Here is a 26,123-nt window from a genome sequence, read left to right on the forward strand (position 1 = left end):
TGGTTATTAAAAACACATAACAATATCTTCAGGATATGCCACTTATTAAGGACGATAAGCACCATGGATAATAAAGATTCTATTGTTTATTGCATTAACAATCAGATCCATTTTGTTCCTCAGCAGAATAAGCTTATCTCGTGCAAAACGGGAAAAGAGCACGTCACTTACGTTACTGCTTCGCGCTGTTTGCATTTGCTGATTTGCCAAAGCGGGGAAATGGTCTCTCATCATTCCCTGTATGCGGCGGGCTGGGAAAATCATGGGAAAATTGTCACCCCGAATACGCTTTATCAGACTATTTCAAAATTAAGAAAGCAGCTACAGGATGCCGGACTGACGGAAAATATTATTCAGACTCACCCGCGTCGGGGATGGAGTATCAGCGACAAGGTTCCCATTGAGGAAAAAGCGATCGGTGCCATAGCGGATACGATGCTCCAGCAGCAAGGTCTGAAAGGGTTTTGTAGAAAAATTTTTAGCGCTTATCCAAAAAAAATGCTGACTTCCATTGCTCGTTTCCGCTAATCCGCTGTAGCGACGTCCTGTTACAAGCGGGTTCAGCATAACGCATCAGGCAGGGAAGGGTTCCGTGACGTAGCCAGTCCCTGTATTCGTTGTTATTACGCTGCGAGGAGGCGTAAATAAAGGAAGTGCTGCGCCATCTGTTACTCAACAGAAACGGCCAGGCTGGGTCTCAAAAGCAGGTAAGTTTATAAGATTGTGAAATCAGAAACAGAGGGAAAATGGGATAACTACTGACATCAGGATAGGTTACAAAAAGCATTTTGGGAGGATAATACTGGAGCGGGAAACGAGACTCGAACTCGCGACCCCGACCTTGGCAAGGTCGTGCTCTACCAACTGAGCTATTCCCGCTTGGGGTGGTGCAGTAAAACGTTTTGGAGCGGGAAACGAGACTCGAACTCGCGACCCCGACCTTGGCAAGGTCGTGCTCTACCAACTGAGCTATTCCCGCTTGGGGTGGTGCAGTAAAACGTTTGGAGCGGGAAACGAGACTCGAACTCGCGACCCCGACCTTGGCAAGGTCGTGCTCTACCAACTGAGCTATTCCCGCTTGGGTGGTGCTGTAAAACGTTTGGAGCGGGAAACGAGACTCGAACTCGCGACCCCGACCTTGGCAAGGTCGTGCTCTACCAACTGAGCTATTCCCGCTCTGCGTATCAGGTAAAAACTCTTCCTGTACGGGGAGCGCATTATACGAGAAATGAGAATCGCCGCAAGCCTGCAACGCCACTTTTTTTCGCTTTGCCGCCTGATTGCTGACAAAACCAGCATAACGCTAATTTTGTCAGCGCTTCGCTCCTAGAGTTGGATAAAATGCTCGCGGTACCAGGCCAGCTCGGCAACCGACTCCCGAATATCATCCATCGCCTGGTGCGTGCCCTGCTTTTTAAAACCGGCAAGGATTTCCGGCTTCCAACGGCGCGCCAGCTCTTTCAGCGTGCTGACGTCCAGATAGCGATAGTGGAAGTAGGCCTCCAGCTCCGGCATATATTTAAACAGGAAGCGACGATCCTGAGCGATGCTGTTGCCGCAGATTGGGGAACTGTTCTCCGGCACCCACTTTTTCAGGAACGCCAGCGTCGCCTGCTCGGCGGCGCGATCGTCGTACTGACTCGCTTTCACTCGCTCCACCAGCCCGCTGTTGGTATGGGTGTTCACGTTCCACTCATCCATCAGCGCCAGCTGCGCATCGGACTGATGGACGGCGAACACCGGTCCTTCCGCAAGGATATTCAGATCGGAATCGGTCACCAGCGTGGCGATTTCGATAATACGATCCTGTTCCGGGTCCAGGCCGGTCATTTCAAGGTCAATCCAGATCAGATTACTGGCATTTACTGTCATAGGGTTTCTCGCCGTGGCTTATATCATCAAACGTTAGGGTGTATCATAAACGTTTTGCCCTGTCAGGGCGAAGCTAAGCCTGTGAGGAAGCGTGAGCAAGAACAAACTGTCTAAAGGTCAGCAACGTCGCGTCAGTGCCAACCATGAGCGCCGTCTGAAGCAGCGCGCCGACAAGCCGGAGCCGGATGATAGCCTGTTTGGTGAAGCGCGCGACGGCGTGGTGATCAGTCGTTTCGGGATGCACGCCGACGTGGAAGATGCGGACGGCAGCGTCCACCGCTGTAATATTCGCCGCACCCTTCGTTCGCTGGTGACCGGCGACCGCGTACTCTGGCGGCCCGGCGTGCAGAGCGCCAAAGGCATTGTGGAAGCGGTGCACGAGCGCACCTCGGTACTGACCCGTCCTGACTTCTACGACGGCGTAAAGCCGATTGCCGCCAATATCAATCAGATCGTTATCGTCTCGGCTATTCTGCCGGAGCTGTCGCTGAATATTATCGACCGCTATCTGGTGGCCAGCGAAACGCTGGATATCGAGCCGCTGCTGGTGCTGAATAAAACGGATCTGCTGGATGACGAAGGCATGGCCTTTGTGCAGGAGCAGATGACTATTTACCGCAACATCGGCTATCGCGTCGTGATGGTCTCCAGCCATCGCAAGCAGGGCCTGAGCGAACTGGAAGCCGCGCTGGTTGATCGCGTCAGCATTTTCGCCGGCCAGTCGGGCGTAGGGAAATCCAGCCTGCTTAATGCGCTGCTGGGGCTGGACTCTGCGGCAGAGATCCTCACCAACGACGTTTCCGACGTCTCCGGTCTTGGTCAGCACACCACTACCGCAGCCCGTCTTTACCACTTCCCTAACGGCGGTGACGTTATCGACTCGCCGGGCGTGCGCGAATTCGGTTTATGGCATCTGGAGCCGGAACAAATCACCCGCGGATTTGTCGAATTCCGTGAGTTTTTAGGTCACTGCAAATTCCGTGATTGCAAGCATGACACCGATCCGGGCTGCGCTATCCGCGAAGCGGTAGAACGCGGCGATATCGACGAGTCGCGTTTTGCCAACTACCACCGAATTCTGGACAGCATGTCGGATATGCAGCTAAAAACGCGACGCAGTTTTTCTGAAAACAGCGACTGAGATCCGCGCGGCGGGCGTCGTAGCCTGAATGCACGGACGCTGTTACAATCCGCACCCTTAATTATTTCAGAAAGCCAGGAGGCTATTGTGTTGGATCGTCTGAAGCTCGGCCTGAATGCTGTTTTGCCGAAAAAAGGCCTTACTGAACTGGCCGGTTGGGGCGCAGGCAAGCGCGCCGGCTGGCTGACTAAAGCCGTTATCGATATTTTTGTCTGGTTCTACAAAGTTGATATGAAAGAGGCGCAGAAGCCCGATACCGCCAGCTACCGGACCTTTAACGATTTCTTCGTGCGTCCGCTGCGTGACGAGGCTCGCCCGATTGAAACCGATCCTAATCTACTGGTGCTGCCATGCGATGGCGCAATCAGCCAGCTGGGCCATATCGACGAGGATCGCATCTTCCAGGCGAAGGGCCATACCTATACCCTGGAAGCGCTGCTGGCGGGCGACGTCGCGATGACCGATATGTTCCGCAACGGCGAGTTTGTCACCACTTACCTGGCGCCGCGCGACTATCACCGCGTGCATATGCCGTGCAACGGCATCCTGCGTGAGATGATCTACGTGCCGGGCGATCTTTACTCCGTGAACCCTTTGACGGCGCAAAATATCCCTAACCTGTTTGCCCGTAACGAACGCGTTATCTGCCTGTTTGATACCGAGTTCGGCCCGATGGCGCAGATTCTGGTCGGTGCCACTATCGTCGGCAGCATCGAAACCGTCTGGGCGGGCACGGTAACGCCGCCGCGCGAAGGCGTGATCAAACGCTGGCGCTGGCCGGGCGCGGAAGAAGAGGGATCGGTAGTGCTGCTGAAAGGCCAGGAGATGGGCCGCTTTAAGCTGGGATCGACCGTTATCAACCTGTTCGCCGAAGGTAAAGTGAAACTGGCGGAAAGCCTGACGCCGGAAACCACCACGCGTCTGGGCCAGCCGCTGGCTATCGCGCTGCAAAAAACCAGTGCTGAAGAAGTCTTACATCACCCATAGCAGAGACGTATGTTACGCCTGATAGTTATTCTTTTCGTGGGCTGGACGCTGCTCCAGCCCGCCTGGGCCGCCAGCGCCCCCGACGCTGCGCAGATTAAACAGGCCCTGGAAGAGGCGAAGTCCAGTCAGGACACGCCCAATCAGGCGGAAATCGTGGATGCGCTTCAGTCAGCGCTAAACTGGATCGATGACCAACAAAAGTCGCAGGCCAACGCCAGCGACTATCAGCAGGTTATTGACGATTTTCCCCGCCTTTCCCGCGAATTACGCCAGCAGCTGGTCGTGCTGGGCGACAGCAGCAAAACGGTGAGCGCTACCATGACGGCGGCGGAGCTGGATCAGGAGATCCTGCAGATCAGCAGCCAGCTGCTGGAAGAAGGCCGCCAGGCGCAGCAGGAGCAGGATCGCGCCAGGGAAATCAGCGACTCTCTGGCCCAGCTGCCGCAGCAGCAAACCGACGCCCGACGCGCGCTGAATGAGATTGAACGGCGCCTTCAGGCTCAGCCCACCCCCACCACGCCGCTCGCTCAGGCACAGCTCTCCGCTCGCCAGGCAGAGTCGGCAGCGCGTAAAGCCCGCGTCGATGAGCTGGAGCTGGCGCAGCTGTCGGCCAACAACCGTCAGGAGCTGGCGCGGATGCGCGGCGAGCTTCACCAGCGTAAAGCCACCCAGCTGGATGCGTATCTGCAGGCGCTGCGCAATCAGCTGAACAGCCGCCGTCAGCGCGAAGCCGAAATCGCGCTGGAAAAAACGGAACAGCTGGCGGAAAACAGCGGCGAGCTGCCGCAAAGACTCAGCGAACAGTTCCGTATTAACCGGGAGCTGTCCGCCGCGCTGAATGAACAGGCGCAGCGCATGGATCTGGTCGCCTCGCAGCAGCGTACCGCCGTTAATCAAACTATTCAGGTTCGCCAGGCGCTGAGCACTATCCGCGAGCAGTCGCAGTGGCTCGGCGTCTCCACGGTGCTGGGTGAAGCCCTGCGCGCGCAGGTGGCTCGCCTGCCGGAAATGCCCAAACCGCAGCAGCTGGATAACGATATGGCCCAGCTGCGCGTCCAGCGGCTGCGCTATGAAGATCTGCTGGAGCGCCAGCAGCAGCTGCGTCAGCTCCGCCAGGATGACGGCACGCCGCTAACCAGCGAGCAGCGCCGCATCCTCGACGCCCAGCTGAAAACCCAGCGCGAGCTGATTGGCTCGCTGCTTTCCGGCAGCGACAACCTGATCCTGGAAGTGACCAAGCTTAAAGTCGCCAACGGTCAGCTTGAGGACGCGCTGCGGGAAATCAAAGAGGCGACGCATCGCTATCTGTTCTGGACGGCGGATGTCGGCGCGCTGCATCTCGACTTCCCGCTGCTGCTGATGCGCGATCTACGCAATCTGCTGTCGCTGAATACGCTGGGCCAGCTGGGCGGCGCGCTGGTGATGATGTTTACCAACCGGGAAACCGTGCTGCCCATTATCGGTGCGGTTTTGCTGGTAGGCTTCAGCCTGAGTTCGCGCCGACACTATCGTGATTTCCTGGACCGTTCCGCCAGTAAGGTGGGCAAAGTCACTCAGGATCGCTTTGGGCTGACCATGCGCACCGTGTTCTGGTCGATTCTGGTGGCGCTGCCGCTGCCGGTGCTGTGGATGGCGCTGGGCTACGGTTTGCAGCACGCCTGGCCCTACCCCGTCGCCGTGGCGATTGGCGACGGCATCACCGCCACCGTGCCGCTGCTGTGGGCCTTTATGATCAGCGCGGGCTTTGCCCGCTCTAAAGGATTGTTTATCGTCCACTTCCGCTGGCAGCAGAATCGGGTGGCGCGCGCGATGCGCTTCTATACGCTCTGCATCGGCTTTGTGGTGCCGCTGATTATGCTGCTGATAGGCTTTGATAACCTGGACGAGCGCCATTTCTCCGCCACGCTGGGCCGCCTCTGCTTTATCCTGATCTGCGGCGCGTTGAGCCTGGTGACCATCAGCCTGAAACGCGCGGGCATTCCTCTTTACCTGGATAAAGAGGGCAACGGCGAAAACTTTATCAGCAATATCTTGTGGAACATGATGATCTGCATTCCGCTGATCGCCGCGCTGGCTTCCTGCATCGGCTATCTGGCCACCGCGCAGGCGCTGCTGGCCAGGGTGGAAACCTCGCTGGCTATCTGGTTCCTGCTGCTGATTATCTATCACATTATTCGCCGCTGGATGCTTATTCAGCGTCGCCGCATCGCTTTCGATCGCGCGCGCAACCGACGGGCGGAAATACTGGCCCAGCGCGCCAAAGGTGAAGAGGAAACCACGGCTACGCAAAGCACGGAAACGGAAGTCGACGAGCCGGTTATCGATCTGGACGCCATCAGCGCCCAGTCGCTGCGGCTGGTACGCTCCATCCTGACGCTGATTGCGCTGGTGTCGGTTATTGTGCTTTGGTCAGAGATCCATTCGGCGTTCGGCTTTCTGGAGAACATCAGGCTGTGGGATGCCAGCACCACGGTGCAGGGCGTGGAAAGCCTGGAGCCGATCACGCTCGGCTCGGTGCTGATTGCGATCCTGGTGCTGATTATTACCACGCAGCTGGTGCGTAATATGCCGGCGCTGCTTGAGCTGGCGCTGCTCCAGCACCTTAATCTGACGCCCGGTACCGGTTATGCCATCACCACGCTGACCAAATACACGCTGATTCTGGTTGGCGGCCTGGCCGGGTTCTCAATGATCGGCATCGACTGGTCGAAGCTGCAATGGCTGGTGGCGGCGCTGGGCGTGGGGCTGGGCTTTGGATTACAGGAAATTTTCGCCAACTTTATTTCCGGCCTGATTATCCTGTTTGAAAAGCCGATCCGCATCGGCGATACCGTTACCATTCGCGATCTGACCGGCAGCATTACGCGGATTAACACGCGCGCGACGACAATCACTGACTGGGATCGCAAAGAGATTATCGTGCCGAATAAGGCCTTTATTACCGAGCAGTTTATTAACTGGTCGCTCTCCGATTCGGTTACGCGCGTGGTGCTGACTATTCCTGCGGCGGCGGAAGCCAACAGCGAAGAGGTAACCAACGTGCTGCTGACCGCCGCGCAGCGCTGTCAGTACGTGCTCGACACGCCGCCGCCGGAAGCGTTCCTGGTGGATTTGCAGCAGGGCATTCAGCTGTTTGAGCTGCGCATTCACGCGGCGGAGATGGGCCACAGGATGCCGCTGCGCCACGAGCTGCATCAGCTTATTTTGCAGGGCTATCACGAGCACGGGCTGGAGATGCCTTTCCCACCGTTCCAGGTGCGTATGGAAACCATCGGGCGCAAAACGCCGGTCAACAACGGCGTGCCGGCGGCCAGAACGTATAAATCAGGCGGGCTGTAGACGCAGAACGGCTAAATCAGGCGGGCTGTTAATACAGGCCAGAACGGTTAAATCAGGCGGGCTGTAGACGCAGGCCAGGGCGCAATCCCTGGCCTTTTTTCTGGCGACTTAACAGCGGTCGACGGAGAACGCGATCACTTCGCTCAGCTGCGACGCCTTAAGCGCCAGCATCACAATGCGATCCACGCCCAGCGCCACGCCGGAGCATTCCGGCATGCCGTGCGCCAGCGCGTCCAGCAGATTAGTGTCAACCGGCTGCTGCGGCAGGCCAAGCGCGGCCCGCTTGCGGTTATCCTGCTCAAAACGCTGGCGCTGCTCGCGGCTGTCGGTCAGCTCACGGAAGCCGTTGGCCAGCTCAATGCCTTTGAAATAGACCTCGAAGCGTTCCGCCACGCGGTGATCTTCAGTGCTGATCTCCGCCAGCGCCGCCTGGCTGGCCGGGAAATGGTACACAAACGCCGGTTTCTCTTTGCCGATTTGCGGCTCCACGCCCGTGACAAACAGCAGCTGCAGCAGCGTGTCGCGGTCTTCCTCGCGGTTAGCCAAATCGCCCACGCCCAGCTTTTCCGCCACTTCACGCATTTGCGCTTTATCTGCCGACAGCGGATCCATCTCCAGATGACGCAGAAAAGCCTGCTGATAGGAGAGCGTTTCCGCAGGCGCGCACTCCAGCACCTGCTGTAGCAGATCGTCCACCTCGTTCATCAGCCGGTACATATCGTAATGCGGCCGATACCACTCCAGCATGGTGAACTCAGGGTTGTGATGGCGTCCCGCTTCCTCATTACGGAAGCAGCGGCAAAGCTGGAAAATCGGCCCGCTGCCCGCTGCCAGCAGCCGCTTCATATGGTATTCCGGGCTGGTCATCAGGTAGAGATCCAGCCCCTGCGCCGCACCCGGCCCGACAAAACGCGTCTGAAAAGGAAACAGGTGGATGTCGGTTACGGTTGCCTGGCTCATCGCCGGGGTTTCCACTTCCAGCACCCCACGATCGGCAAAGAAACGCCGGATTTCAGCCATTATCGCTGCCCGTTTTAACAAGTTGGTGACGGGCGCGCTCGGCTGCCAGCTGGCCGTATCGCTCATAGTTTGTACTCCTCAGGGATCAGGGTGAAGCAGTCTACCCGAGGCGCTTCGTACAAACAAACCTGCGCCGGTAAAAAAAACGCGCGCCCGATACAGCGTCCACTGCGGAAAACGTTAACCCCTTAACATTATTGCCGTCATTTTTTCACCTGTTTGCCTGAGCATATCAATTTTACCCGCTACCGCCGGTTTTATACTGCTGTCTCCGTTAACCGAGGGTATCCCCTCATCCTTTCTATAACGGCCTGACAGGGAGAATATCGTGCAAACTTTTACTGCCGATCTGGTGATTGTCGGCGCGGGCGGTGCCGGGCTGCGGGCGGCCATCGCCGCTGCGGAGGCCCACCCCACGCTTTCCATTGCGCTGGTTTCAAAAGTCTATCCCATGCGCAGCCATACCGTCGCCGCTGAAGGCGGTTCCGCCGCCGTCACGCAGGCGCATGACAGCTTCGATCTGCATTTTCAGGATACCGTTTCCGGCGGCGACTGGCTGTGCGAACAGGATGTGGTGGACTACTTCGTGCAGCACTGCCCGCAGGAGATGGCCCAGCTGGAGATCTGGGGCTGCCCCTGGAGCCGTCGTGAAGATGGCTCGGTCAACGTGCGCCGCTTCGGCGGCATGAAAATCGAGCGCACCTGGTTCGCCGCCGACAAGACCGGCTTCCATATGCTGCATACGCTGTTTCAGACCTCGCTGAAATATCCGCAGATTACTCGCTTCGATGAGCATTTCGTTCTCGATCTGCTGGTGGATAACGGCGAGGCGCGCGGGCTGGTTGCCATGAACATGATGGAAGGCGCGCTGATAAAAATTCTGGCGAAATCGGTGGTGCTGGCAACCGGCGGCGCGGGGCGCGTCTATCGCTATAACACCAACGGCGGCACCGTTACGGGCGACGGCATGGGAATGGCGCTGCGTCACGGCGTGGCGCTGCGGGACATGGAGTTTGTGCAGTATCACCCGACCGGACTGCCCGGCTCCGGTATCCTGATGACCGAAGGCTGTCGCGGCGAGGGCGGCATCCTGGTTAATAAAGACGGCTATCGCTATCTGCAGGATTACGGTATGGGGCCGGAAACGCCGCTCGGCCAGCCCAAAAACAAATATATGGAGCTGGGGCCGCGCGACAAGGTGTCGCAGGCTTTCTGGCATGAGTCGCAGAAAGGCCGCACCATTCATACGCCGCGCGGCGAGGTCGTCCATCTCGATTTGCGCCATCTGGGCGAGAAAAAACTGCTGGAGCGGCTGCCGTTTATCTGCGAGCTGAGCAAAGCCTACGTCGGCGTCGATCCCGTTACCAGCCCTATCCCTATCCGTCCGACGGCGCACTACACCATGGGCGGTATCGCTACGGACGCCAGCTGTGAAACCACTATCCGTGGGCTGTTTGCCGTGGGCGAATGCTCGTCGGTAGGCCTGCATGGTGCCAACCGGCTGGGATCGAATTCGCTGGCGGAGCTGGTGGTGTTTGGCCGTCTGGCCGGTGAAAACGCCGCCGTCAGGGCGCTGGAAAACCGTAACTTCGCCACCGCCGCGCTGGATGCCCAGGCCCGCGACTGCGAGCAGCGGCTGAAGGCGCTGGTTAATCAGCCCGGCGACGAGCGCTGGTCGACGCTGCGTGATGAAATGGGCATGACGATGGAGGAAGGCTGCGGTATCTACCGCACACCGGAACTGATGCAGCAGACTATCGACAAGCTGGCGGAGCTGAAAGCGCGCTTCGGCCGCGTGCGCATCCGCGACAGTTCCAGCGTCTTCAACACCGAACTGCTCTATGCCATTGAGCTGGAGCACGGGCTGAACGTGGCGGAATGTATGGCGCACGCGGCTTTCGCGCGTAAAGAGTCGCGCGGCGCACACCAGCGTCTGGATGAGGGCTGCCGCGAGCGCGACGACGAGCGTTTTTTGCAGCACTCGCTGAGCTTTTTCAACGCGCAGGGCGCGCCGACCATCGCCTGGGGCGACGTCGTGATTACCCGGCTGCCGCCGGCGAAACGCGTTTACGGCGCGGAATCAGAACATAAGGAGGCGCAAAATGGCTGACCAGGCGCATTGCAACATTGCCATCCAACGCTATAACCCGGAAACGGATAAGGCACCTTACTTTGTCACCTACCCGGTTCCGTGGGACGAGCAAACCTCGCTGCTGGACGCGTTGGGATATATCAAAGACAACCTGGCCGGCGATCTGTCCTTTCGCTGGTCATGTCGCATGGCTATCTGCGGCTCCTGCGGCATGATGGTGGACGGCGTGCCAAAGCTCGCCTGTAAAACCTTCCTGCGCCACTATCCGCAGGGGATCCGCGTAGAGCCGCTGGCTAACTTCCCCATCGAGCGCGATCTGGTGGTGGATATGAGCCGCTTTATCGAGAGCCTGGCGGCAATCAAGCCCTGGATTATCGGCGATTCGTCGCAGGCGCAGAACGGCCCCAACCGGCAGACGCCGGCGCAAATGGCGCGCTATCACCAGTTTGCCGGCTGCATCAACTGCGGCCTGTGCTACGCCGCCTGTCCGCAGTTCGGGCTTAACCCGGAATTTATCGGCCCGGCCGCTATTACGCTGGCCCACCGCTACAACCTCGATAGCCGCGACAAAGGCAAACGCGCGCGAATGCCGCAGCTGAACGGCGATAACGGCGTCTGGCCCTGCACTTTTGTTGGCTTCTGCTCGGAGGTCTGCCCGAAACATGTCGATCCGGCCGCCGCTATCCAGCAGAGCAAAGTGGAAAGCGCCAAAGACTATCTGATCGCCAGCCTCAGGCCACAATAAGGAGTTGCCAGATGAGTTCTAAACGCAATGCTTATCACCGCCCGGTTACAGCCGACTGGTGGCGAAAAACGGGTTTCTATCGCTTCTATATGCTGCGCGAAGGCACGGCGCTTCCGGCGCTCTTGTTTAGCGTAGAGCTGATTTTCGGGCTGTACGCGCTAAAGCACGGAGCGGAAAGCTGGGCAGCCTTCGTGAATTTTCTACAGCATCCCGTGCTGCTGCTGTTGAACCTGATTGCGCTGGCCGCGGCGCTGCTGCACAGCAAAACCTGGTTTGAGCTGGCGCCTAAGGCGTCGATTATCGTTATTGGCGACAAGAAGCTGTCGTCCGGGCCGATTGTTAAAAGCCTGTGGCTGGCGATGGCGCTGATTAGCCTTGCCATGCTGGCCGCTGTTCTGCTGGTAAGGGAGGGATAATGAAAAATAAAAACCGTTCTGACGAGCCGTTGTTCTGGGGCATGTTTGGCGCGGGCGGCATGTGGGCCGCGCTGGTGTCGCCCGTTGTGGTGCTGCTGGCGGGTATCATGATGCCGCTGGGACTGGGCGCGCCGTCGGCCTTCAGCTTTGAGCGCATCCTTGGCTTTGCGCAAAGCTGGCCGGGCCGCCTCTTCCTTTTTCTGGCTATCGTGCTGCCGCTCTGGTGCGCGGTGCATCGGCTGCACCACATGACGCACGACCTGAAAATTCATCTTCCCGCCAGCAAATGGATTTTCTATGGCCTGGCCGCCATTTTAAGCATCGTCACCGCGATTGGCGTACTGACGCTTTGATAACCGGGCGGCTTCGGGCCGCCTGCGCAAAATGGCCTATACTTAAGCAGTTCAAACGCAAAGGAATCGCTTATGTCTCTCTGGAAAATGCTGGCCGCAGGCGCCGGCGCCCTTCTCTCTGTCGCCTGTACCACCACGCCGCCGAAAGGCGTCACGCCCATCGAAGGCTTCAACGCCGACCTTTATCTGGGCAGCTGGTATGAAATCGCCCGTCTGGATCACCGTTTCGAACGCGGCCTGGATCACGTGACCGCCACCTACAGCAAGCGCGACGACGGCGGGCTGAAGGTGATCAACCGCGGCTTTAACGTCAAAAAACAGCGCTGGCAGGAAAGCATCGGCAAAGCCTACTTTACCGGTTCGCCAAGCCAGGCGGCGCTGAAAGTCTCCTTCTTCGGGCCTTTTTATGGCGGCTACAACGTGATCGCGCTGGATAAAGACTATCAGCACGCGCTGGTCTGCGGGCCAAACAGAAACTATCTGTGGATTTTATCGCGCACGCCGCAGCTCGACGGCAAGGTAAAAGAAGAGCTGACGGCGAAGGCGCGTCAGGCCGGTTTTGACGTGAACAAGCTGATTTGGGTGAAGCAGGATTAATACCCTGTGAAGGCTGAAAACAAGAAGGCCGGTGTGCAAACACCGGCCTCTCTTTTACTGAGCGCTTCGCTGGATCGCTCGTCCGCCTGCGGACACGTCTTCGCCTACCCCACGGGTGGTATTACAGGCGGTAAGCGCAGAAGAGAGCACCAGAACGGAAAAGATCGCGACAATACTTTTCTTTAACATAACCAGTTCCTTTTAATTAGAAGTAAAGTACAGCGTGTTAAGCATAGTCGTAATTTCGCGAATGCGTCTGGCGAGGCGGAAAGGAAGACGGGAACTCAGCTGACAGTGTGTGAGATGACGCCGCCCGGGTGCCGGGCGTCTTTGCCGAAGCCGTGGAAAATATTGCGCTCAGCGCGCAGGCCGTTAGAGTGACAGCAATAAAAGAGGCGGTTTATGGGGCGGGAAAAAATAAGGGCCCGCGCAGGCAGGCCCATACCACTTATTTTACGCGAGAAACGTATTCGCCCGAACGGGTGTCTACTTTAATCACTTCGCCAATCTGTACGAACAGAGGCACTTTCACTACCGCGCCGGTAGAAAGTTTGGCTGGCTTGCCGCCGGTACCGGCAGTATCGCCTTTCAGGCCTGGATCGGTATCCACGATCTCCAGCTCAACGAAGTTTGGCGGCAGAACCTGAATCGGCTTGCCGTTCCACAGCGTCACGATACACTCTGCGTTGTCCAGCAGCCATTTTGCCGCGTCGCCAACAGTCTTCTCTTCGACAGGGTGCTGTTCGAAGGTTTCCGGGTGCATAAAGTGGTAGAACTCGCCGTCGTTGTACAGGTAGTTCAGGTTGGTATCTACTACGTCTGCGCCTTCGGCGGAGTCGGTAGACTTAAAGGTCTTCTCAACGCGAGTGCCGGTCAGCAGACGACGCATTTTCACACGTGCGAACGCCTGGCCTTTACCTGGCTTAACAAACTCGCTGGATTCGACGGCATAAGGCTCGCCTTCGAACATGATTTTAAGACCGGGACGGAAATCGTTGCTAGAATAAGTCGCCATAAAGGCCCTCTACAATTTAATACTGGTACTTAGCCAAAAAAATGGCACACATTGTAACCCTAAATACCCCTTCGCGAGAAGAATGGTTGCATCAACTTGCAGATGTAATCACCGACCCTGATGAATTATTACAGCTTTTAGGCCTTGATTCACATCCTGAGCTTCGGGGCGGCGCCAACGCGCGCCGTCTTTTTGCTCTGCGCGTGCCGCGCGCTTTTGCGGCAAGAATGCAAAAGGGCGATCCGCAGGATCCGCTGCTGCTCCAGGTGATCACCCAAAGCCAGGAGTTTATCGATGCGCCAGGTTACAGTACCGATCCGCTCGACGAGCAAAGCAGCGTAGTGCCGGGTCTGTTACATAAATATCATAATCGCGCGCTGCTGTTGGTGAAAGGCGGCTGCGCCGTCAACTGCCGTTACTGCTTCCGCCGTCATTTTCCCTATTCGGATAACCAGGGCAACAAGCGCAACTGGCAGCAGGCGCTGGAGTATATCCGACAGCAGCCGCAACTGGATGAAATAATTTTCTCCGGCGGCGATCCGCTGATGGCGAAAGACAGCGAGCTGGCGTGGCTGATAACCGAGCTGGAGCAGATCCCGCACGTGAAAAGGCTGCGTATCCACACTCGTTTGCCGGTGGTTATCCCTGCGCGCATCACGGCTGCGCTTTGCCAGCGGCTGGCAGAGACACGGCTGCAAACGCTGCTGGTCACCCATATCAATCACGCGCGCGAGATTGACGACGAGCTGCGGGAAGCCATGCGGCAGCTGAAGCGAGCGGGCGTCACGTTGCTGAACCAGAGCGTGCTGCTGCGCGGCATCAACGACAGCGCCGCCACGCTGGCGGAGCTCAGTAACGCGCTATTCGACGCCGGGATCCTGCCCTACTATCTGCACGTGCTGGATAAAGTCCAGGGCGCGGCGCACTTCTACGTTTCCGACGAGCAGGCGAGGAATATTATGCGGGAACTGCTGAGCCAGGTTTCCGGCTATATGGTGCCGAAGCTGGCAAGGGAGATTGGCGGTGAGCCAAGCAAAACGCCGCTTGATTTGCAGCTGCGTCAGCAATAAAAAAACAGGAGAAGCGGCAGTCTTCTCCTGTCCGGGTAATCCGTGCTGCTAACGCCTCAGGGACACTTATAAACCTGACCGCTCATTTTGCTGTCCAGCGGCGCGAAGCTTGACCAAATGTTCTGCGTTGGGCTGGTTGCGCCGTAAATCACGTTGCCGCCCATTTCCGCCGCGCGATTGCGTAGATCGTTAGCCGCGCCGCGCAGAGAGCTGCTTTCACCGCCGCCCGCACCGCTCAGCCAGTTGCTTTGTGAGCCGGTCAGGTTGCCCAGCAGCTGACAGCTGCTTGCCGGTTGTTGGTCGGTGAAGGTGACGCGTTCACCTGCTGAACTCAGTTTGGTAGAGCTGCTACAGCCCGCCAGCAGCACCGCCGCGACAGAGAGCCCCAGCAAGACGTTAATCCGCATTTTAATCTCCATTATTATTAACAGACTCATCCGCAGATTAACATAAAATCGGCGATACGCCTGAACTTCTGCTGCGCCGATGAAAAAAAGAGTCGACGGGCATGGCAAAAGAAAGGGGAAAGCGCCTGCTTGATCATAAAATGCCAATATTAGTTTTCATAACTATCGCATTTTATATACATACCCATTGCAAGATGCCGTCGCAACCCGATGATGTTTAGGATTATTCTTTATAGCGTTGAATGCCGGTTTAATTTAATAAGAAAAGGGATGTTATTATAAATAAAATAAATCCTACCCACCACGCTTTCTCCTTTATTTCTTAAGGCATCACAATGTTTTCAACACCGGTAATAAAAAAACTGAAACTCGTTGGCACAGGGTGCAGCTTATTAATTTTAACAAATTACTTACCTCTCGCCTTTAGCGCCCCTAATATAGTCAACATTAATAACGAGCATGTTTATATTTATACGCCGCAAAGCGAAGAAACCCTTTTTAACGTTACCAATGGCGGCAGCTTAACCATCAGCAACGCGGAAGCGGGGTTTACCCCCTCGCCGCAATCGCATCTGTTTAGCGATTCAACGCTGTCGTTGAACAGCAATGCGATCTTTTCAGGCGATATAGACAGCAATAACAGCCATATTATTTTTTCTGACAGTACCTATACCGGAAATATCAGGCCGCTCTCCTCAGCCAGTCTGGGTGACATTTATATTAATGCCTCTGTCGTAAACGGCAGTATCAGGACCGGACAAAATAACCATAATAAAACGGTAACCATTAAGGACGACGTTTTTAATGGACAGGGACGAGTTTCCCCTTTATCTGTCTATAGCGGCAGCCTGATTGTTGAAAACAGTAAACTTAATAACCATAACTTTGCGGTGATGGATATCAGAAATACTGATTCCGCCATTTTGCAAAAGATTGATATCAACAGCACCAGTGATTATACGGGCGCAATGGCGATAGGCGTCACCGGCATCCTGCTTCAGGATGTCGATAACGTTGATATTATGAATTCTGTTATTACCAGCGACGGAACGGCGATCAGAATGCGTAACAGCGCTGACGACGGCGTGCTGGACAATTTGTTTATCAGCAACTCCACACTGTCGGCTAAGGCAGCCTCGGCGCTCGAAGCCGCTAACAGCGATATGATCATTTATAACTCAACGTTAAATACCGCCAGCAACGGCGATGAAATAGCCTGTTATGCGGGGAGCGCCGCCATCAACGGCTGCGGGGCGTTGCATGTGGAAGGCGCTAATGTTTTCGTCAGTCAACACTCCGTTATCAACAGCAACAACGTTGGCGTATTTATAACGGGAGAAAATAAAACCCAGTTTGACGTCAGCGACTCTCCCATCAACGCACAGAAAGCCGTTTTCAGCGTTAACCAGGGTAATGCCGCCATCGCCCTCCGCAACAATTATTCGTCAGGCTCCCCTTCTGTCACCAGTAAAGAAGGTAAGCTGCTGGAAGCGCTTAATAATAGCCAGGTGGATTTCTCACTCTATAACATTTATGCCAGGGGTGATATTTTTGCGGATGACAGCAGCCGGGTGAACGTTCTTTTAAGCGGCGCCAGCCAGCTGGAAGGCAATATAACCGGTGTGGGTACGCTGGAGATCGGCCGAAGCGCGCAGTGGAAAATGACGGCGGATAATCACATTAAACAATTGTTATTTATCGGCGGCTCGATTCTGATGCCGGATGTTGACCCGAATGATAAATATCATACCTTAACGATCGACAGCCTCACCGGCGCCGGCCTGTTTGCGCTGAATACCAGTTTGCAGAAGATGCAGGGCGATATGCTCAATATTACCCGCGACCTCTATGGCACGTTTTTACTGCGCGTGGCGAACAGCGGTGCGGAGCCTGACGATCCAGACGCCATGCTCAAGGTAGTGCAGGGACCGACCAATACGGCGCTGTTTGCGCTGTATGGCGGGAAAGTGGATGCGGGCGTCTGGCAGTACGATCTGATCCAGAAAGATAATGCATGGTATCTGGCTAACAGCGCCCGGCCTGATGCACCCGATACGCCTGACGTGCCCGATACGCCCGATGCGCCTGATAACCCTCCGCAGCCTTCGCTTACGCCTTCGGCAGATGCCGTATTGAACATGGCTGCGGCGCCAGGGCTTATTTTTACTAACGAACTGCAAAACTTGCGTCAGCGTCGGGGCGATCTTCGTGGTCGGGAAGCCGGCGATGGCGGGCTCTGGGGCCGTTATCTTCACCAAAACACCCGGATAAACAGCGCGACGAGCCGCTGGAAGCTGGGCCAGAACGGCTTTGAACTGGGCGGTGATAAAGCCGTTGCGGCAGGACAAGGCAACTTGCTTGTCGGCGTAATGGCCTCCATCACCAATAATTCCGTCAGGGATGTTCGTGGCGGCAACAGCCAGATTGACAGCTACGGTATCGGGGCGTACGCCAGCTGGTTTGCCGATAGCGGCCTGTATCTGGATACGACAATCAAAATGAACCGCTTTAATAGCCGGCTGCACACGCGCATGAGCGACGGCGTGGCGGTCAGCGGCGGCTACAATCAGTACGGCCTGGGCGGCGCACTGGAGGGCGGCTGGCATATCGTACTGGCGGATGACTATTGGGTGGAGCCTTTTGCCAGAATGATGGTTTTTCGGGCTGACGGAAGCCAAATGACGCTGAGCAACGGCATGAGAGCGCAAATTTATCAGCCATCCCTGGTGCAGGCCGAAACAGGATTGCAGATGGGTAAACGCGTCCGGCTCGGTAAAGCCGTGCTTGATCCTTACCTGAAGGCCAGCGTAACGCACGGACTCGCCAAATCCGCTAAAGTCCGGCTGAACGATCGCTGGGATTTTAACGATGCCGCTAACGCCAGCGCAGGAAGCTACGGCGCGGGGATCGATATCAGCCTTGCCAGGGATGCTTCACTGTATAGCGAACTCACCTATCAAAAAGGGCGTGCTGTTGAATCCCCTCTGACCGCCAATCTGGGCTTTCGCATCGGATTTTAGGCATAAAAAAAACCTGCCATCGCTGGCAGGTTTTTTTTCTTACAGGGGCTGGGTGCCGACTTACATCATGCCGCCCATGCCGCCCATACCACCCATGCCGCCGCCTGCACCTAAGTCTGGCGCATCAGCTTTTGGCAGGTCAGTGACCATGCACTCGGTGGTGATCATCAGGCCCGCAACGGAAGCCGCGTACTGCAGCGCAGAACGGGTCACTTTAGTTGGGTCCAGGATACCGAAGTCGATCATGTTGCCGTATTCTTCGGTCTGCGCGTTGTAACCGTAGTTACCGTCGCCCGCTTTCACGTTGTTAGCGACCACAGATGGCTCTTCGCCTGCGTTAGAAACGATCTGACGCAGTGGGGATTCCATTGCGCGCAGCGCAACTTTGATACCCACGTTCTGGTCTTCGTTCTGGCCTCTCAGCTCGGACAGCAAAGCCGCCACGCGTACCAGCGCCACGCCGCCACCGGCAACCACGCCTTCTTCTACTGCCGCACGGGTAGCGTGCAGAGCATCTTCAACGCGAGCTTTCTTCTCTTTCATTTCAACTTCAGTTGCTGCGCCTACTTTCAGCACGGCCACGCCGCCTGCCAGTTTCGCTACGCGCTCCTGCAGTTTTTCACGATCGTAGTCAGAGGTCGCTTCTTCGATCTGCTGACGGATCTGCGTTACGCGGCCAGAGATCACAGACTCTTCGCCCACGCCATCGATGATGGTGGTGGTGTCTTTGTTGATCACAACGCGTTTTGCCTGACCCAGGTCTTCCAGCGTCGCTTTTTCCAGCTCCATACCGATCTCTTCAGAGATAACGGTACCACCGGTCAGCACAGCGATATCCTGCAGCATAGCTTTACGACGGTCGCCGAAGCCAGGTGCTTTAACCGCAGCCACTTTCACGATGCCGCGCATGGTGTTAACCACCAGAGTCGCCAGCGCTTCGCCTTCAACGTCTTCAGCGATGATCAGCAGCGGCTTGCTTGCTTTTGCCACAGCTTCCAGCACCGGCAGCATTTCGCGGATGTTGGAGATTTTTTTGTCAGCCAGCAGGATGAACGGTGATTCCAGCTCAACCGCACCGGTTTCCGGCTTGTTGATGAAGTAAGGAGACAGGTAGCCACGATCGAACTGCATACCTTCAACCACGTCCAGCTCGTCCTGCAGGCCGGTGCCTTCTTCAACGGTGATCACGCCTTCTTTGCCCACTTTTTCCATCGCCTGAGCAATCAGGGTACCCACGCTCTCATCGGAGTTAGCGGAGATGGTACCAACCTGAGCAATGGCTTTGGAATCGGAGCAAGGAACGGAAAGTTTTTTCAGCTCATCAACCGCAGCGATAACGGCCTGATCGATACCGCGCTTCAGATCCATCGGGTTCATGCCCGCGGCTACGGCTTTCAGACCTTCGGTGATGATAGACTGTGCCAGCACGGTGGCGGTGGTGGTGCCGTCGCCCGCTGCGTCGTTCGCTTTAGAGGCAACTTCTTTCACCATCTGCGCGCCCATGTTTTCGAACTTGTCGTCCAGCTCGATTTCACGTGCAACGGAAACGCCGTCTTTGGTGATGGTTGGTGCGCCGAAGGATTTATCCAGCACTACGTTACGGCCTTTCGGGCCCAGGGTTACTTTTACTGCGTCTGCCAGTACGTTAACGCCGCGGAGCATTTTAACACGAGCGTCGTTGCCAAATTTTACGTCTTTAGCTGCCATTATCAATATCCCTTAAATTCGTTTCGTTCAATGAGTTACGTAAATTACGCTTCAACAATTGCCAGAATGTCGCTTTCAGAAATGATCAGCACTTCCTGGTTGTCGATTTTCTCAGTTTTCGCACCGTAGCCTTCGCTGAAAATCACGACGTCACCGACTTTTACGTCCAGTGGCTTCACTTCGCCATTTTCCAGGATACGGCCATTGCCAACAGCCAGCACTTCGCCGCGGGTAGATTTCCCTGCTGCTGAGCCGGTCAGAACGATGCCACCAGCCGATTTAGATTCCACTTCTTTACGCTTGACGATAACACGGTCGTGCAATGGACGAATTTTCATTGATAGCTCTCCTTTGAGAAGTCCAATCAGTCATTTTGGGATGAATGCCGGGCTTCACTGGCACCGGCCTCGTGACGCAAGAGATAGGGACAGCGCCCGACCCTTTCAAGGGGTAAAAAATAAAAATTTTGCTTCTGCGTCACAACTGCACAAATAACAGTCAGCGAAACGGCGGATAAAAGAAAAGGCGGGTTGCCCGCCTTTCTGAAGATTACTGCCTGTCGTGCTTGTCGTCGTGTTCGATAAGCGTGGTGTCTTTACGCTCATACTCGCCGTCCACGGTATAGCCGCTGTCCGGCCCCGCGCCAGGCCCGCGCCAGCTACGCAGGTGCGGCATCAGCTTCAGCGTCAGGTGTTTTTGCACCGGCGGCAGCAGCAGCAGCAGGCCCAGGAAGTCGGTAAAAAAGCCGGGGAGCAGCAGCAGAAAACCGGCCAGGATCAGCGAGACGCTTTTTAGCATCTCTGCCGCCGGGCTTTCCCCCGCCGCCAGCTTTTGCTGCATCAGCATAAAGTTCTTCATGCCTTCGTTTTTCACCAGCGAAATACCGATGCACGAGCTGAACACCACCAGCAGCAGCGTCAGCAGCACGCCCATCACATGGGCGACCTGGATAAAAATAGTGATCTCAATCCAGGCGAGAACAAAAAGTACTAAAAACGGTAACCAGCGCACCGCAGTCTCCTGTCGGTTAGAGCCGCCATGCGCCAGGCATAGCGGCGAAAAAAGGATCGTATCGATTAAAGATGGGCACGTCGCCCCGTCTTTTCAACCGTCAGCGGAAAATTCCCTGCCGCCTCGTCAGATAAACAACGGCAACACGACGGCCAAAAAAACCTCGCGATAAAGTGAAAAGCGTCAATATTTTAACGAATATAGTGATGCTCCTGATGACGCAAAACGTTAACATATCGGTCCCGGACTGATGGCGACTCATGGATCATTCTGACTCTGGCTAGTATAACCGGCAGCAATCACAAGAAGGTGCTCATGGCTAACGACATTCGTATCGAAGAAGACCTGTTAGGTATGCGAGAAGTTCCGGCGGATGCTTACTACGGTGTTCATACGCTGCGTGCGATCGAAAATTTCTATATCAGTAACAGTAAGATCAGCGATATTCCGGCCTTTGTTCGCGGCATGGTGATGGTAAAAAAAGCGGCCGCCATGGCCAATAAAGAGCTGCAAACCATTCCCCGTAATGTTGCCAACGCCATTATCAAAGCCTGCGATGAAGTGCTGATTAACGGCAAATGTATGGATCAGTTTCCGGTTGATGTCTATCAGGGCGGCGCCGGGACCTCGGTCAATATGAACACCAACGAGGTGCTGGCCAATATCGGCCTGGAGCTGATGGGCCATCAGAAAGGGGAATATCAGTTTCTGAACCCCAACGATCACGTCAATAAATGCCAGTCCACCAACGACGCCTACCCTACCGGTTTCCGCATCGCGGTTTACAGCTCGATCCTGCAACTGCTGGACGCTATCGGCAACCTTAGCGAAGGCTTCGAGCGTAAAGCCATTGAGTTCAACACCATCCTGAAAATGGGCCGTACCCAGCTACAGGATGCCGTGCCGATGACGCTGGGCCAGGAATTCCACGCGTTTAACGTGCTGCTGAAGGAAGAGATCAAAAACATCCTGCGCACCGCCGAGCTGCTGCTGGAAGTTAACCTGGGCGCAACGGCTATCGGCACCCGCCTTAACACGCCGGATGGTTATCAGCAGCTGGCCGTACAGAAGCTGGCGGAAGTCAGCAATCTGCCGTGCGTACCGGCGGAAGATTTGATCGAGGCGACCTCGGACTGCGGCGCTTACGTCATGGTGCATAGCTCGCTGAAGCGCCTGGCGGTGAAGCTGTCGAAAATCTGTAATGATTTGCGCCTGCTCTCTTCCGGCCCGCGCGCCGGCCTGAACGAAATCAACCTGCCGGAACTGCAGGCCGGCTCTTCTATTATGCCTGCCAAGGTCAACCCGGTCGTGCCGGAAGTGGTTAATCAGGTCTGCTTTAAGGTTATCGGCAATGACGTGACGGTGACGATGGCGTCAGAAGCGGGCCAGCTCCAGCTGAACGTAATGGAGCCGGTCATCGGCCAGGCGCTGTTTGAGTCGGTGTCTATCCTGACCAACGCCTGCGCCAACCTGCTGGAGAAATGCGTGGACGGCATTACCGCCAATAAAGCGGTTTGCGAAGCCTACGTCTTTAACTCAATCGGCATCGTTACCTATCTGAATCCTTATATCGGCCACCATAACGGCGATATCGTCGGCAAGATTTGCGCCGAAACGGGTAAAAGCGTGCGCGAAGTGGTGCTGGAGCGCGGCCTGCTGACCGAAACGGAGCTGGACGACATTTTCTCGACCCAGAACCTGATGTATCCGGTTTATAAAGCGAAACGCTACACCGATGAAGAGTAATCCGCCGCGGTAAGCGAAAAAAGGCACGTTGGTTCACAGAACGACGTGCCTTTTTTTATGCCGCAAGTTACATGCTATCAACCAATTCATAACCAAACAGACCAGGGGAGCAAACTATGATTTTACCTGAGCTTATTGTCGTGCTGGCGGCGATCTATCTGGGCGCGCGACTGGGCGGCATCGGCATCGGCTTCGCTGGCGGCGTGGGCATGCTGATCCTGACGCTGGGGTTTCAGATTAAGCCAGGTGCAATCCCGTTCGATGTGATTGAAATCATCATGGGCGTGATCGCGGCTATTGCGGCAATGCAGGTCGCGGGCGGAATGGATTATCTGGTCAGCCTGGCCGAACGCCTGCTGCGCAAGCATCCGCGCTATATCACTTTTCTGGCGCCGCTGGTGACCTACGCAATGACGCTGCTGGCCGGCACCGGCCATACGGCATTCTCCACGCTGCCGGTGATTGCCGAGGTGGCGAAGGAACAGGGCGTTCGCCCTTCCCGCCCGCTTTCTATTGCGGTAGTCGCCTCGCAAATCGCCATTACCGCCTCGCCTATTTCCGCCGCCGTGGTGTTCCTTTCCGGCATTCTGGAACCGAAGGGCGTCAGCTATCTGGGCCTGCTGGCCGTGGCGATCCCTTCCACGATGGTCGCGATCTTCATCGCCGCGATGATCACCAATTTTCTGGGCAAAGAGCTGCATGAAGATCAGGTTTATCAGCAGCGTCTGGCAAAGGGCGAAGTCACGCTGCGCGGCGAAACGGTATTTAAAGAGAAACCGGGCGCGAAGCTATCCGTACTGCTGTTTTTGATCGGCATTATAGCCGTCGTGCTTTACGCTACCGCGATTAGCGAAACCGTTGGGCTGATCCAGAACCCCGTGCTGCCGCGCAACGAAGCTATTGTGATTTTTATGCTGACCATTGCGGCGCTGATCTGCCTGAGCTGTAAAGTAGATACCGCAAAGATCCTCTCCGCCAGCACGTTCCGTTCCGGCATGAGCGCCTGCATCTGCGTGATGGGCGTCGCCTGGCTGGGCGATACCTTTGTCAAAGCGCATATCAACGAAATTCAGGATTTTGCCGGCAGCCTGCTGCGCGACTATCCATGGATGCTGGCGGTGATCCTCTTTTTTGCCTCCACCCTGCTTTATTCGCAGGCCGCCACCACCAAAGCATTGATGCCTGCGGCGCTGCTGCTGGGCGTGTCGCCGCATACCGCGATAGCCTCTTTCGCCGCCGTCTCGGCGCTGTTCGTGCTGCCTACCTATCCTACGCTGCTGGCCGCCGTGGAAATGGACGATACTGGCTCGACACGCATCGGAAAATTCGTTTTTAATCATTCTTTTATCGTGCCCGGCACGCTGGCGATTGCGCTGTCGGTCGCCTTTGGCTTTCTCTTCGCCAATCTGTTCCTGTAGCGATAAGGGCGGGCTGCGCTGACGGCCCGCCTGGTTAAACCCCGCCTTAACCACACCCTTTCCGTTGCTTCCAGTGCGACATCCTGCAACAGCCGCAGCCGCCAGGCCGTGATATAGTCTGCGCCTTGCATAAGATCTCCGCCGCGTCGGAGTCTGCCTGTTTTCTGGTTTATATCGGTAGTGGAAAAATGATCCCTGTCATGATGAAACGCATCACAACCTGCCTGCTGCTGGCGCTGATCGCCTTCTTTAGTACGAGTGCCAGCGCCTCGCTGTTTGGCAACAACGCCAACAGCCACTTCGGCACCGTCGACCAGGCCTTCAGCTTTGATTTCAGCCAGCGGGCCGATCGGCTGACGCTCAGCTGGACGGTGAAGCCCGGTTACTACCTTTATCGCCAGCAAATCTCCCTGACCGCACAGGGCGCGAAGCTGGCCGACTGGGCGCTGCCCGCGGGCAAACCGCATGAAGACGAGTTTTACGGCAAAACGGAAATCTATCCCGACAGCCTGACGGTGCCTTTAACGCTGCTGGAAGCGAAAAAGGGCGCGACGCTCAGCGTAACCTGGCAGGGCTGCGCCGCCGCCGGTTTTTGCTATCCGCCGGAAACCCGCAGCGTGCCGCTGAACGAAGTGACGGCCGCCAGCCAGCCGCCAGCGGATGCGGAAAGCGCGGCCTCCGGCACGCAAACTGAGGCAGGTAACGCGATTTCCAATACGCAAACTAATGCAGAAAATGCTGCTTCCGGTACGCAAGCCGATGCGGGCAAGGTGGCCTCGGATGCACAAACTAATGCAGACAATGCGGCCTCCGCTATGCAGACCGATGCAGGCAATGCGGCCTCGGATGCGCAAACTAATGCAGGCAATGTTGCCTCCGCTATGCAGACCGATGCAGGCAATGCGGCCTCCGGCACGCAGACCGACGCCCTCGTCGGGCAACCCGCGCAACCGGATCATAAACTGCCCTTCTCGCCGCTGTGGGCGCTGCTGATCGGCATCGGCGTTGCCTTTACGCCGTGCGTGCTGCCGATGTATCCGCTGATCTCCGGGATTATCCTTGGTGGCAACCGTCGCTATTCGCTGAAGCGCCTGTTTGCGCTGGCTATGGTCTATGTACAAGGTATGGCGCTGACCTATACCGCGTTGGGCGTGATCGTCGCCGCTGCCGGGCTGCGTTTTCAGGCCGCGTTGCAGTCGCCAGCGGTGCTGATTGGCCTCTCCGTGCTGTTTATTCTGCTGGCGCTGTCAATGTTCGGGCTGTTTACGCTCCAGCTCCCCTCTGCGCTGCAAACCCGGCTAACGCTGTTAAGCAATCGTCAGCAGGGCGGCTCGCTGCCGGGCGTCTTTTTGATGGGCGCGCTGGCCGGTCTGATCTGCTCGCCCTGTACTACCGCGCCGCTCAGCGCCATCCTGCTTTATATCGCGCAAAGCGGCAACATGCTGGCCGGGGCGGGCACGCTCTGGCTTTACGCCGTGGGCATGGGGCTGCCGCTAATCCTGGTGACGCTGTTCGGCAACCGCCTGCTGCCGAAAAGCGGCGCGTGGATGCAAACGGTAAAAGAAGGCTTTGGCTTCGTGATTTTGGCGCTGCCGGTCTTCCTGCTTGAGCGCGTGGTGGGCGACGCCTGGGGACTGCGTCTGTGGAGCCTGCTGGCCGTCGCCTTTTTCGGCTGGGCCTTTATCAGCCTGAAATCCGCTAACGGCTGGCTGCGCCTGGGGCAGATCCTGATGCTGGCGGCGGCGCTGGTCGCGGCCCGTCCTTTGCAGGATTGGGCGTTCGGTACGCCTGCAGCGGCAAGCCGCACGACGTTAAGCTTTACGCGCATCGCCACCGTCAGCCAGCTCGATCGGGCGTTGCAGCAGCATAACGGCATCACCATGCTGGATCTCTATGCCGACTGGTGCGTAGCCTGTAAGGAGTTTGAAAAATATACGTTCAGCGAGCCGCAGGTACAGAATGCGCTGAATAAAACGCAGCGGTTACAGGCGAACGTCACGGCTAATAATGCAGAAGACAAAGCGCTGCTGGCACGGCTGAACGTGCTGGGGCTGCCTACCATCCTGTTTTTTGACGCCAGCGGCAAAGAGATCCCCGGCTCGCGCGTGACCGGTTTTATGGATGCCGCAGCCTTCCGGGAGCATTTGCAGAAATTGTCGCAGTAAAC

At 56.6% G+C, this 26,123-nt stretch carries 22 protein-coding genes and 4 tRNA genes; 14 read left to right on the top strand and 12 right to left on the bottom strand.

Features of this window, described 5'->3' with window-relative positions; translation table 11 throughout:
* The first annotated feature begins 63 nt into the window (after window positions 1-63).
* Window positions 64-528 carry a winged helix-turn-helix domain-containing protein gene (locus ACA373_RS15845; protein ID WP_253455906.1) on the top strand — a complete coding sequence of 155 codons (465 nt, stop codon included), beginning with the start codon at window positions 64-66 and terminating at the stop codon, window positions 526-528.
* A gap of 275 nt (window positions 529-803) precedes the next feature.
* Here the strand turns inward: ACA373_RS15845 and ACA373_RS15850 are convergent.
* The 5 genes from ACA373_RS15850 to orn all read right to left on the bottom strand — a co-directional run bounded on the left by ACA373_RS15850 (window position 804) and on the right by orn (window position 1,872).
* Window positions 804-879, bottom strand: a tRNA-Gly gene (locus ACA373_RS15850).
* 24 nt (window positions 880-903) lie between these two features.
* Window positions 904-979: transfer RNA gene (locus ACA373_RS15855), tRNA-Gly, on the bottom strand.
* A gap of 23 nt (window positions 980-1,002) precedes the next feature.
* Window positions 1,003-1,078: transfer RNA gene (locus ACA373_RS15860), tRNA-Gly, on the bottom strand.
* A 22-nt stretch (window positions 1,079-1,100) separates the two neighbouring features.
* A tRNA-Gly gene (locus ACA373_RS15865) sits at window positions 1,101-1,176 on the bottom strand.
* A gap of 150 nt (window positions 1,177-1,326) precedes the next feature.
* A complete protein-coding gene (gene orn / locus ACA373_RS15870; protein WP_253455908.1) occupies window positions 1,327-1,872 on the bottom strand; it encodes an oligoribonuclease in 546 nt (181 codons plus the stop codon).
* Between the two features lie 91 nt (window positions 1,873-1,963).
* On the opposite strand from orn, the gene rsgA reads away from it, so the two are divergent.
* The 3 genes from rsgA to mscM all read left to right on the top strand — a co-directional run bounded on the left by rsgA (window position 1,964) and on the right by mscM (window position 7,339).
* Window positions 1,964-3,013, top strand: coding sequence for a small ribosomal subunit biogenesis GTPase RsgA (gene rsgA, locus ACA373_RS15875; RefSeq protein ID WP_253455910.1), 1,050 nt, complete (start codon window positions 1,964-1,966; stop codon window positions 3,011-3,013).
* 87 nt (window positions 3,014-3,100) lie between these two features.
* Window positions 3,101-4,000: an archaetidylserine decarboxylase gene (asd, locus tag ACA373_RS15880; protein ID WP_253455913.1), complete on the top strand. Its 900-nt coding sequence runs from the start codon at window positions 3,101-3,103 to the stop codon at window positions 3,998-4,000.
* Window positions 4,001-4,009: 9 nt separating this feature from the next.
* Window positions 4,010-7,339, top strand: a complete 3,330-nt coding sequence (gene mscM / locus ACA373_RS15885) for a miniconductance mechanosensitive channel MscM (protein ID WP_253455916.1) — start codon at window positions 4,010-4,012, stop codon at window positions 7,337-7,339.
* Between the two features lie 108 nt (window positions 7,340-7,447).
* Here mscM and epmA read toward each other — a convergent pair whose 3' ends face one another.
* Window positions 7,448-8,425, bottom strand: a complete 978-nt coding sequence (gene epmA / locus ACA373_RS15890) for an elongation factor P--(R)-beta-lysine ligase (protein ID WP_370734796.1) — start codon at window positions 8,423-8,425, stop codon at window positions 7,448-7,450.
* A gap of 262 nt (window positions 8,426-8,687) precedes the next feature.
* Between epmA and frdA the strand changes: the two genes are divergently transcribed.
* The 5 genes from frdA (at window position 8,688) to ACA373_RS15915 (ending at window position 12,562) form a co-directional block, all read left to right on the top strand.
* A complete protein-coding gene (gene frdA / locus ACA373_RS15895; protein WP_370734797.1) occupies window positions 8,688-10,469 on the top strand; it encodes a fumarate reductase (quinol) flavoprotein subunit in 1,782 nt (593 codons plus the stop codon).
* Window positions 10,462-11,196 carry a succinate dehydrogenase/fumarate reductase iron-sulfur subunit gene (locus ACA373_RS15900; protein ID WP_301730312.1) on the top strand — a complete coding sequence of 245 codons (735 nt, stop codon included), beginning with the start codon at window positions 10,462-10,464 and terminating at the stop codon, window positions 11,194-11,196. The genes frdA and ACA373_RS15900 overlap by 8 nt, the downstream gene beginning before the upstream one ends.
* Window positions 11,197-11,207: 11 nt before the next feature.
* Window positions 11,208-11,612, top strand: a complete 405-nt coding sequence (gene frdC / locus ACA373_RS15905) for a fumarate reductase subunit FrdC (protein WP_253455926.1) — start codon at window positions 11,208-11,210, stop codon at window positions 11,610-11,612.
* Window positions 11,612-11,965: a fumarate reductase subunit FrdD gene (gene frdD, locus ACA373_RS15910; RefSeq protein WP_253455928.1), complete on the top strand. Its 354-nt coding sequence runs from the start codon at window positions 11,612-11,614 to the stop codon at window positions 11,963-11,965. The genes frdC and frdD overlap by 1 nt, the downstream gene beginning before the upstream one ends.
* Before the next feature lie 72 nt (window positions 11,966-12,037).
* Window positions 12,038-12,562, top strand: a complete 525-nt coding sequence (locus ACA373_RS15915; protein ID WP_253455930.1) for a lipocalin family protein — start codon at window positions 12,038-12,040, stop codon at window positions 12,560-12,562.
* Between the two features lie 54 nt (window positions 12,563-12,616).
* On the opposite strand, the gene ACA373_RS15920 is transcribed toward ACA373_RS15915, so the two are convergent.
* Together ACA373_RS15920 and efp are read right to left on the bottom strand one after the other, a co-directional pair.
* A complete protein-coding gene (locus ACA373_RS15920) occupies window positions 12,617-12,751 on the bottom strand; it encodes an entericidin A/B family lipoprotein (RefSeq protein WP_034939964.1) in 135 nt (44 codons plus the stop codon).
* Window positions 12,752-13,010: 259 nt separating this feature from the next.
* The gene (gene efp / locus ACA373_RS15925) at window positions 13,011-13,577 is read right to left on the bottom strand and encodes an elongation factor P (protein WP_125290277.1); all 567 of its coding nucleotides are present in this window, start codon (window positions 13,575-13,577) and stop codon (window positions 13,011-13,013) included.
* A 41-nt stretch (window positions 13,578-13,618) separates the two neighbouring features.
* Between efp and epmB the strand changes: the two genes are divergently transcribed.
* Window positions 13,619-14,647, top strand: a complete 1,029-nt coding sequence (gene epmB, locus ACA373_RS15930) for an EF-P beta-lysylation protein EpmB (RefSeq protein WP_253455932.1) — start codon at window positions 13,619-13,621, stop codon at window positions 14,645-14,647.
* A 56-nt stretch (window positions 14,648-14,703) separates the two neighbouring features.
* On the opposite strand, the gene ACA373_RS15935 is transcribed toward epmB, so the two are convergent.
* Window positions 14,704-15,054, bottom strand: coding sequence for a DUF4156 domain-containing protein (locus ACA373_RS15935; RefSeq protein WP_253455934.1), 351 nt, complete (start codon window positions 15,052-15,054; stop codon window positions 14,704-14,706).
* A 923-nt stretch (window positions 15,055-15,977) separates the two neighbouring features.
* Between ACA373_RS15935 and ACA373_RS15940 the strand changes: the two genes are divergently transcribed.
* The gene (locus ACA373_RS15940; protein ID WP_370734798.1) at window positions 15,978-18,074 is read left to right on the top strand and encodes an autotransporter outer membrane beta-barrel domain-containing protein; all 2,097 of its coding nucleotides are present in this window, start codon (window positions 15,978-15,980) and stop codon (window positions 18,072-18,074) included.
* A gap of 60 nt (window positions 18,075-18,134) precedes the next feature.
* Here the strand turns inward: ACA373_RS15940 and groL are convergent, their stop codons facing one another.
* The 3 genes from groL to ACA373_RS15955 form a co-directional block, all read right to left on the bottom strand.
* Complete coding sequence (gene groL, locus ACA373_RS15945) at window positions 18,135-19,781, bottom strand: chaperonin GroEL (protein ID WP_125290274.1); 1,647 nt, start codon at window positions 19,779-19,781, stop codon at window positions 18,135-18,137.
* Window positions 19,782-19,825: 44 nt separating this feature from the next.
* Complete coding sequence (locus tag ACA373_RS15950) at window positions 19,826-20,119, bottom strand: co-chaperone GroES (protein ID WP_125290273.1); 294 nt, start codon at window positions 20,117-20,119, stop codon at window positions 19,826-19,828.
* Window positions 20,120-20,330: 211 nt separating this feature from the next.
* Window positions 20,331-20,792, bottom strand: coding sequence for an FxsA family protein (locus ACA373_RS15955; RefSeq protein ID WP_253455937.1), 462 nt, complete (start codon window positions 20,790-20,792; stop codon window positions 20,331-20,333).
* Window positions 20,793-21,107: 315 nt separating this feature from the next.
* On the opposite strand from ACA373_RS15955, the gene aspA reads away from it, so the two are divergent.
* From aspA to dsbD, 3 genes are all read left to right on the top strand, one after another.
* Window positions 21,108-22,538 carry an aspartate ammonia-lyase gene (gene aspA, locus ACA373_RS15960; protein WP_253455939.1) on the top strand — a complete coding sequence of 477 codons (1,431 nt, stop codon included), beginning with the start codon at window positions 21,108-21,110 and terminating at the stop codon, window positions 22,536-22,538.
* 116 nt (window positions 22,539-22,654) lie between these two features.
* Window positions 22,655-23,956 (top strand): anaerobic C4-dicarboxylate transporter, encoded by a 1,302-nt coding sequence (locus tag ACA373_RS15965; protein ID WP_301253285.1) that lies wholly within the window; start codon window positions 22,655-22,657, stop codon window positions 23,954-23,956.
* Between the two features lie 200 nt (window positions 23,957-24,156).
* Window positions 24,157-26,121 (top strand): protein-disulfide reductase DsbD, encoded by a 1,965-nt coding sequence (gene dsbD / locus ACA373_RS15970; RefSeq protein ID WP_370734799.1) that lies wholly within the window; start codon window positions 24,157-24,159, stop codon window positions 26,119-26,121.
* Window positions 26,122-26,123: the final 2 nt, after the last annotated feature.

This window comes from Erwinia sp. STN24, from assembly GCF_041320675.1.
Taxonomy (GTDB): Bacteria; Pseudomonadota; Gammaproteobacteria; order Enterobacterales; family Enterobacteriaceae; genus Erwinia; species Erwinia aeris.

Bases quoted from the DNA above. Each gene is read 5' to 3' on its own strand.
- frdD (WP_253455928.1), top strand. From the start codon at position 11,612: ATGAAAAATAAAAACCGTTCTGACGAGCCGTTGTTCTGGGGCATGTTT.
- aspA (WP_253455939.1), top strand. From the start codon at position 21,108: ATGGCTAACGACATTCGTATCGAAGAAGACCTGTTAGGTATGCGAGAA.
- epmB (WP_253455932.1), top strand. From the start codon at position 13,619: ATGGCACACATTGTAACCCTAAATACCCCTTCGCGAGAAGAATGGTTG.
- ACA373_RS15915 (WP_253455930.1), top strand. From the start codon at position 12,038: ATGTCTCTCTGGAAAATGCTGGCCGCAGGCGCCGGCGCCCTTCTCTCT.
- groL (WP_125290274.1), bottom strand. From the start codon at position 19,781: ATGGCAGCTAAAGACGTAAAATTTGGCAACGACGCTCGTGTTAAAATG.
- frdC (WP_253455926.1), top strand. From the start codon at position 11,208: ATGAGTTCTAAACGCAATGCTTATCACCGCCCGGTTACAGCCGACTGG.
- ACA373_RS15950 (WP_125290273.1), bottom strand. From the start codon at position 20,119: ATGAAAATTCGTCCATTGCACGACCGTGTTATCGTCAAGCGTAAAGAA.
- ACA373_RS15935 (WP_253455934.1), bottom strand. From the start codon at position 15,054: ATGCGGATTAACGTCTTGCTGGGGCTCTCTGTCGCGGCGGTGCTGCTG.
- ACA373_RS15900 (WP_301730312.1), top strand. From the start codon at position 10,462: ATGGCTGACCAGGCGCATTGCAACATTGCCATCCAACGCTATAACCCG.
- efp (WP_125290277.1), bottom strand. From the start codon at position 13,577: ATGGCGACTTATTCTAGCAACGATTTCCGTCCCGGTCTTAAAATCATG.
- mscM (WP_253455916.1), top strand. From the start codon at position 4,010: ATGTTACGCCTGATAGTTATTCTTTTCGTGGGCTGGACGCTGCTCCAG.
- ACA373_RS15920 (WP_034939964.1), bottom strand. From the start codon at position 12,751: ATGTTAAAGAAAAGTATTGTCGCGATCTTTTCCGTTCTGGTGCTCTCT.
- ACA373_RS15965 (WP_301253285.1), top strand. From the start codon at position 22,655: ATGATTTTACCTGAGCTTATTGTCGTGCTGGCGGCGATCTATCTGGGC.
- epmA (WP_370734796.1), bottom strand. From the start codon at position 8,425: ATGAGCGATACGGCCAGCTGGCAGCCGAGCGCGCCCGTCACCAACTTG.
- orn (WP_253455908.1), bottom strand. From the start codon at position 1,872: ATGACAGTAAATGCCAGTAATCTGATCTGGATTGACCTTGAAATGACC.
- dsbD (WP_370734799.1), top strand. From the start codon at position 24,157: ATGATGAAACGCATCACAACCTGCCTGCTGCTGGCGCTGATCGCCTTC.
- ACA373_RS15845 (WP_253455906.1), top strand. From the start codon at position 64: ATGGATAATAAAGATTCTATTGTTTATTGCATTAACAATCAGATCCAT.